Annotated in this window: 7 protein-coding genes; all 7 read right to left on the reverse strand. The window is 45.3% G+C overall.

Going from position 1 to position 5,956, the window contains the following annotated elements:
• Positions 1 to 112: 112 nt before the first annotated feature.
• On the reverse strand, positions 113 to 1,087 hold the full coding sequence (locus tag AZ66_RS25655; RefSeq protein ID WP_044357460.1) for a hypothetical protein: 975 nt from the start codon (positions 1,085 to 1,087) through the stop codon (positions 113 to 115).
• Positions 1,074 to 1,625, reverse strand: coding sequence for a hypothetical protein (locus tag AZ66_RS25660; protein WP_044357461.1), 552 nt, complete (start codon positions 1,623 to 1,625; stop codon positions 1,074 to 1,076). Before AZ66_RS25660 ends, AZ66_RS25655 begins: the two co-directional genes overlap by 14 nt.
• Positions 1,626 to 1,636: 11 nt before the next feature.
• Positions 1,637 to 2,011 (reverse strand): hypothetical protein, encoded by a 375-nt coding sequence (locus AZ66_RS25665; RefSeq protein ID WP_044357462.1) that lies wholly within the window; start codon positions 2,009 to 2,011, stop codon positions 1,637 to 1,639.
• A 98-nt stretch (positions 2,012 to 2,109) separates the two neighbouring features.
• Positions 2,110 to 2,580: a hypothetical protein gene (locus tag AZ66_RS25670; RefSeq protein WP_021253895.1), complete on the reverse strand. Its 471-nt coding sequence runs from the start codon at positions 2,578 to 2,580 to the stop codon at positions 2,110 to 2,112.
• Between the two features lie 18 nt (positions 2,581 to 2,598).
• Positions 2,599 to 3,030: a hypothetical protein gene (locus tag AZ66_RS31645; protein ID WP_156160081.1), complete on the reverse strand. Its 432-nt coding sequence runs from the start codon at positions 3,028 to 3,030 to the stop codon at positions 2,599 to 2,601.
• Positions 2,996 to 4,636 carry a GTPase SAR1 gene (locus tag AZ66_RS25675; protein WP_156160082.1) on the reverse strand — a complete coding sequence of 547 codons (1,641 nt, stop codon included), beginning with the start codon at positions 4,634 to 4,636 and terminating at the stop codon, positions 2,996 to 2,998. The genes AZ66_RS31645 and AZ66_RS25675 overlap by 35 nt, the downstream gene beginning before the upstream one ends.
• On the reverse strand, positions 4,626 to 5,956 hold a 1,331-nt coding region (locus AZ66_RS25680; RefSeq protein ID WP_044357463.1), incomplete at its 5' end, for an ATPase, T2SS/T4P/T4SS family. The genes AZ66_RS25675 and AZ66_RS25680, both read right to left, overlap by 11 nt.

Genomic DNA, 5,956 nt, shown 5'->3' on the forward strand with positions numbered 1-5,956 from the left:
TGTTTATCCAATGTCTACTATAAGGGGTGCACTTCACTGTTCAGGACGGTTGTTTATAACGTCTCTTTGCGATATGTATTACAGTCAAGCCCCCTATTGAATTGGAATCGCATTAGGGACATGATTTCAAAAAATAACCTTGTTTGGCCGCATCAGCAGATGAATGATAGGATTCTAAAGCATTCGATGGAGCGCATTTTTCGGGGAATGCATACTTAATACCTTTCATGATTACGCCGTGATAATTGCTTCTCTTAAGCAGCCGCGAGCCACCGAGAGCATAATGATTATACGAGGAATAACCTAGAGGCAAACCTTGTATAAAGGCCATAACACCCACGTCGTTGATGGTATTATGCCATTCTTCATCTGAAATGGAAGGCAAAGTGAACGTATAGGAGACACCATTTCGTATGGCCCGTTCGTTGTGTTCATTGATGGTGTTGGCCAGCGCCTGTTGAATGGTATCTACGATTATCGTACGTCTTACCGCATCAAATAACTGATCATCCTGTAGTATCGGAACATCTGCAGCCGTGCTTTTCAACTCCCGCTGATACCCTGAAAGCCAGCTCCCCGATGATGGACGATACACGGTAACAAAGTCATCTAACGTAAATCCGATCACATTTCCTCCTTGATCCATAAACCCATAAGGCAACTTCGGCTTCCATACATGCTGCATCTGGGATTCACCATTTCGGCCGATATATTCATCCTCAGCATACATATCAACACCATCATAGCCAATGATTGCAATCACCGGAATATATCGCTTCAATTCATCCTGCTTTTTCTCCTCATTCCATAAACCAAAGTTAAGAAATAACGTCATAAAGAATGAATCAACCGCATCATTACGACGCAGTTCCAGCCGCTTCTGTGACTCATATCCTTCCTCCGCTTCCTTCCACACAGCAGATGTTTGCAGTGTACGGGCTGCATCATCAACGGCTTGATTCATTGCGTCATTATACTTCAGTTCAAGTTGCAGCTTGCTCGCTTCCTCTCTTGTTTGCAGCTTATTCACCCAAAATAAAGGGAAACAGATCAGAACGAAGAGTATTGAAAATTTAACTACTTTCATTTCGTACCATTCCTCCGACAGGAATGCGAATCCGTTCAGTTGGGCCAAATGAGCCAGTCAGCCAGTCCATAATCATGGCCGCACGTGTTCGATTCGTATTGCTTACGGACACGTAGAAATAATCTCCAATGCTCAGCTTATACGTACGGGATGGAGATTCAACAGTTTGTCCATCTCCCGGAAACAGCTTTTCCATTAGCATCACTTTATTGTTTAGTTGGTAACGGATTAGATAGTCCCCTGTAAATGTATTGACTTGAACGGGATCCCTATAGATCGGATCATACTTTTTCTCATAATGTTCAATAACCACATCATATACATTACCCGTCCGCTCTATTTCCGCCATAAAATCATTCCACATGACAGGAGTGATCACTCCCTTATCCCTTACGGCATCTGAGAATGTAGACGCACTTCGCTGCACATACATCGCAGTTAGATCATCCTGCTGCTGATATGATTCTAATATCGGGTAAAGAAAGAGCAGCAGCACTCCTATCATCACACCAAGCAGCTTAACCACTGCATTCCCCAATCCGATACCTCCTACCTGAAGATCATTTTACGGATGTCGCCATCTTCATTTCGTTCGATATGAAGTTGATACTGTTTCGTTTGTGAAATCGAATTGAACTGAATATCCTCAAGGAGGATTGGAGATTTGACGCCCATGCCTTCAACCTCAAGCTCAACATTCTCCCTCAACTGACTGATAAATAGAATGACATCAGCCCCCGTTAATGGCTTAGATCGCATGGGCTCCATCGTAGCTCGAACATTCCGATCCTTCACTTGATTCGCATAATCTACTTGTCGAATCGTAAAGGACGTACTTTCAATAAGTTGTAAGGCTCCCGTCAATGCTACCAAAAACAGTATCGATGCTACTGCTAGTTCAGCTATTCGACTCGCATTATGCATACTGCCTCCCCTTACAAGCGCTGATGCCAAAATATAAGTTCCCTAGTTCCACTGTGGAGATATGGATATAAGAAAACTCGGGGTGACACCCCCAAATCCTACTGCTGTTCAAATACAATCCCTCTTGTTACGTTGCTGGAGTCCACAATTAGCTTTGCTTTAAACTTTCCGCTAGGATTCACATAGTTATCAGATGATTCATTCAATGCCAAATCAATGCTGTCATTTCGATTGTTCCCCGCAATCTCACCGTTCGGAAGCACGTAATATCCATAATGATTTCCATCCGATTTTCCCGCACGATTTTTACCAGTTACAACACGAATACCGAATTGATCTTGCTTGAAAAATTTACGTATTGCATTAATGACCTGAGAACCGCTAACCGATGTATTATCATAAACCGTAAACGATGCCTTGCTTAACTCTGTCTGGATCGATGAAAATTCATTTTGAGCCGTTTTTGTCGCTTCCTGCGCACTAACGAACAACAACACGACAATCGTAATTAGCGCTATGGTAAGAAAAATTCCTGCTGCTACCTTCAATGCAGATTGGGCATTATTCATAATTTATACACTCCTTCGTTATAGAGATCGGATTTGTTCAAAGGAAGAACGCATTTGCTCTGCGCTCATCCATACAAGGGGCACAACGAGGTACAAGAAAATTAAGGCATACATCGGAGCGAAGCCCAGCCACCTTCCCCAGCCTGCTTTGGCTTCGATACTTGTCTCATAATGCTGTCTAAGCATATCCTGTTCATAGAACCAATCTTGCTCTGCATCATCGAACGCCTCATTAAGCGGAATATGATTATGGGCTAGCTCCAACTTATCCACAAGCCTGACGAAGTCAGGATATGGCGCATGGATACGCAGTTGTTGTAGCGCATGATCCGAACCACTCTCCCAATTAAGCAGACACACTTGTAAGGGGCGGCGGAACATAGTCGTGCAGCGACTCATCCACTCCATCATCGATTCAGCCGTCATCCGCTCGAAAGCACGCAGCAGCATGCAAAGAGACTGCATTTGACTGATCTCTGTACGCATATCCAAGTGTCGAATCCGAATGCGGATCCGCAGAATCATAACAAATGCATAATACTGCCCCCCACCCAGCGGCGAATGGAAGCAGAACTTCCCACCATGAAACTTTCATCTCACGATCATATATAGCAAGTGGTACGAGCGACTTCGTCGATTGTTCGATTCGTTGATAACTCCAGTCTGGGTGTTCCTTCAAAATCGCAGCTTTCAGAGCGAGTTGAAGTCCGTGATTGCCTGTCTCCGGGTTGGAACTTTGTATCCATTGCTTAGTTAACTCCATACTTAGTCCCGCTTCTAGCGTTTTGGTATTCAGCTGATTCCATATCCATTGCGTAGATCCCAAGTGCAATGAGACAATTAACACAAAGCAGATCCCACTAGTTGTGATCGCGTGAAGAAAACGACGGCCGTAGTAATGCCCTAAGGTCATCGATTCGTTCGCTTCATGTAATAAGCGCTGAGCTCGCTTAAGCGACTCGATCTGCCTACTGTGCACCCAGACATCCAGCAATCTTTGAATGATTCGTTGCTCCAGCACTCTTCTGATCCACCCAGTTCGCTGTGATTGTTCCTCAGCCATCGCGCTTCTCCAATGCAGCTGTTGCAATATGCGATGGCACATCAACACGGAACAAAAAACTGTTAGTTGCAGACACCAACCAAGCTTCGAATGATAAAACAACTCCATTGACGGAAAATAAGTCGTCGCCCACTTTTCCAGTGGATCTGTGAATAGGATAGGGATAATGGCAATTGCTTTTAATCCCCCAAGCAGATAATCGAGTCGCGCACGCATAACGAGCTCTGTTTGCATTTCACTAACAATCATGGCAAGTCCCTTCAAATAGGAAGAGCCATCTGTTCCCTTCGGATCACCATACTCAGCTACCAACTTGGATAAGCCTCCAAGCATCTTATAATAACGATTCGGAGCTGCATCCTCATAAGCAGCCATAGCGGAATCGGAATCGGGATCGCTAATCAACTTCGCAATACGCTGTAAATGTGGTACGAGCATCGGGTGCGCGCGTTCAATCGTATCTTCCAATGCAGCATCCACCATCTTGTACCGATGATAGGCATGTCGCATGTGCCCAATCAACATGGAGGATAAATGAAGAAGCTTCACTTCGGCACGTGTGATCATAACATCACGATATAGACTTTCCGCCACACTAAGTACAACAATAAGCATGATCCATGACAGCAGATTTTGATCGAAGGAGACGAATATCGAGAGCGCAATGAGAATCGCTATTCCACTCCCTAGTAGTATGGAGGCTGTTCGCTCACGCAATAGCCACTCGTCATAACTGTATAACGGTGCAAGCTGTTGTCGGAGTGACGCCGTCTTCTTTTTGAGCACAGGAACTCTCATGCTCCAACGATAGACATCCCTCAGTAGTTTTTTATACACTTGTGTGAGGGCCGTAACTCCATTCTGATGTCCATGGGCACGTACCCTATTCTCCGCAACCCCAGTCGACATTAACTTTCTAGACAACATCCATAGCATGAAAGAGACAGCTATTGCCCCGCTTGCAATCCATAGTAACAAGCTGCTAACTAGCAACCGGATATCCTCCCTCCTGAGTAAGCCAATCGCGGAATCGCTGCTTATCCTCAGCAGTCATTTCGGCTTCCATCGCTTCTCTCTGCTTTACGGATATCGGGTTCACGAGGTAATATCGGCCTTGATGATATTCGATAATATTTCGGTAAGTGAAGGATCGAGTACGCATCATATGTCGGTGCACACGCTGCGAGGATTCGATATAGCGATCCCATGTCATGTTCGCATCACTTTGATTGTCAATCGTTTCTTCGCCTTCGTTATGACTAATAAGTGGAATACATTCCGTAATGCGCTCAATATATCGTTTGCCCTCGGCATCCCGAGAGAGATGAACATCGAAGTGAATCACTTGGCTTACCTGCTGCTCGGCTATCGACTCATTATGGAACATTCCCGTCTTAAGCAACGAGTTCCGAAGCGACAGCACCAAATCAGGAAATGTCTTGGCATGATGCGTGAAGACGGTGAATAAGCTCGCGACTTGAGCCATCTGTACCATCCAAGCTGCAACCGGATCCGTTGCCACCTCACCTAAAATATGCACAGTTCCGTCTGTCTTCTTCTGTACGTCCAAACCAGCCTGCCCCGCTATGCGGTCTGTCTCTCGGAGCGTAAGGATATTCCTGCTGGGATATAACTTACGAAGATTCAGTTCAAAAGCCTGTTCCTGTACTCGAAGCGGATAGAACGCATAAATCGATTGAATTAATGCCATTAACAGAGTCGTCTTCCCCGATCCTTGCGCACCTGTGATAGCGGTCACTCTTGCTCCTCGCATTAAGAAATGAAGCAATTCAATAGGAAGCTCAGCGTTCTTGTCTCGTATGAGCCGCTGAAGTGATACAACCTGCGTATCAAACTTACGAACAAAGAATGACCAAGATTCTGCAAATGGCGGACGCAGCACAACGACACGCGAACCGTCCTTCATATGATTGATCCGATAGCCGTCCGCTTCCGTTAATGATCCAGGTGTCTGGTATTTATATATGTTGTGGCATACCCGGCGCAGTTCACCCTCCGATCCAAATGATAGGAAGGAAAGTTGAATCGACTTCCCCTTATAGAAGATCCATACACTATCACATGCTCGCTGTAGGCCGCCAGCATCTAAATCCCCTTGATTCTTTGTCGGTGAAGCTGTGTTCGGACTCTGCCAGTAGCCCCCTCTTGTCATGGCTTCATCTGGAATACCACTTACTCCACCTGACACACCATCTATCCGCATGTCGCGTATCTCATCAATAACAGAGAATCCCTTATAACGTTGATACAACCGCTGTGCGATTATCCAGATCTGATCCTCCCAACTGAATT

The sequence above is a fragment of the Paenibacillus sp. E194 genome, assembly GCF_000935845.1.
GTDB lineage: Bacteria > Bacillota > Bacilli > Paenibacillales > Paenibacillaceae > Paenibacillus_B > Paenibacillus_B alvei_B.

What these genes read in the sequence shown, in the direction of transcription:
- AZ66_RS25655 (WP_044357460.1), bottom strand. Translation starts at nt 1,087, where the DNA reads ATGAAAGTAGTTAAATTTTCAATACTCTTCGTTCTGATCTGTTTCCCT.
- AZ66_RS31645 (WP_156160081.1), bottom strand. Translation starts at nt 3,030, where the DNA reads ATGCTGCTGCGTGCTTTCGAGCGGATGACGGCTGAATCGATGATGGAG.
- AZ66_RS25670 (WP_021253895.1), bottom strand. Translation starts at nt 2,580, where the DNA reads ATGAATAATGCCCAATCTGCATTGAAGGTAGCAGCAGGAATTTTTCTT.
- AZ66_RS25665 (WP_044357462.1), bottom strand. Translation starts at nt 2,011, where the DNA reads ATGCATAATGCGAGTCGAATAGCTGAACTAGCAGTAGCATCGATACTG.